The organism is Nitrosomonas supralitoralis (assembly GCF_003011925.2).
Lineage (GTDB): Bacteria > Pseudomonadota > Gammaproteobacteria > Burkholderiales > Nitrosomonadaceae > Nitrosomonas > Nitrosomonas supralitoralis.
Window position 1 is genome coordinate 1 of the sequence record NZ_PXXU01000158.1, and the last position, 1126, is coordinate 1126.

The window sequence follows — 1126 nt, forward strand, 5'->3', positions numbered from 1 at the left end:
ATAAAAACGTGGGGCGTACTTCTTTCAAAAAAGCCGTCATTTTCAAAATTGATGCAGACCTTTCTGCGCTTTTCTTGATCTTCAACCCCGGTTCATGCTGAGAGAAGGTTCGAAAAATACCAAAAAGTTTAATTGCAAGAGATTGATTATAAATGTTATTATATTTATTATTTTACATAATAAAGATTGTAGGCAATTGAGAATATACTATTAACAGACTGATTTATAATGCCTAAACAGGCTAGTTTAAATATTTTTGGCATTTTTTAATTGTGTTACCGCTTTATCAAAACTGTAAAAAGCTGACAATGAAGAGTCGATATCCTCTGCGACAAAGTGCGATTTATTGGCAATGAGTGAATCGGCAAAATCGAGTTCTTTGCCACTTATTGCCTTGGCTTCTTCATAATCGCACAGTGCAGACCAAATCACCTGGGAGTTCTCAAAGATAAAAGCGCCATCACTTATCAAGCCGCGCACAACAACACATACAGCGGCTTTGTCTAGGTTGTATCGTTTGCCAGTTAGTGTCCACACTGTCTCAGCTAAAACAACATCTGTAATCAATACAGGGCATTTATTTTTAATTAGGCTTTTTGCCTTTGCATGTTGAACTGCATCGTCTGCCAATAGATACCTAAGTAACACATTGGTATCTATTGAAATCATTCAAAATGGTTCTGTCTTGACTGACCATCGCTGACAGCATGGTTTACTTTGGCTCCCTTTAATAGACCCGCTGCCATACCAACCTCTTTTTTAATGATATTGAATTGATTTCCATGACGGAAAATTTCCACTTCATCACCTGGCTGGATGCCCAGTTCTTCACAATCGGCAACGGGTAATGTAATTTGTCTTTTTGCACTTACTCTTGGCATCGCAAACCTCCACAGTCTTTACTATTTACATCTTGTAAAGATAAATTGTACTTTACTTATCATCATTAGTAAAACTTAATTTTTAAGGCGCCAGATTTACTAAAACTGATCTTAAGATGCCGTGCTCGGCACCTAAAATCTTAGGCATGAATGACGCATTACGTACCTTTGTTGGAATTTACCCATTATTCTTAGAACAATAAAATCCGGCAATTAAAATCTCCTAAAAACTCAGGGGTTAGAGC

General features: G+C 37.0%; 2 protein-coding genes. Both read right to left on the reverse strand.

Annotation, left to right across the window (positions count from 1 at the left end; translation table 11 throughout):
• Positions 1-246: 246 nt before the first annotated feature.
• Positions 247-669 carry a type II toxin-antitoxin system VapC family toxin gene (locus tag C7H79_RS17165; RefSeq protein ID WP_106708434.1) on the reverse strand — a complete coding sequence of 141 codons (423 nt, stop codon included), beginning with the start codon at positions 667-669 and terminating at the stop codon, positions 247-249.
• Entirely contained in the window at positions 666-881 is a 216-nt protein-coding gene (locus C7H79_RS17170) for an AbrB/MazE/SpoVT family DNA-binding domain-containing protein (protein WP_106708435.1), read from the reverse strand. The genes C7H79_RS17165 and C7H79_RS17170 overlap by 4 nt, the downstream gene beginning before the upstream one ends.
• Between the last annotated feature and the right edge of the window lie 245 nt (positions 882-1126).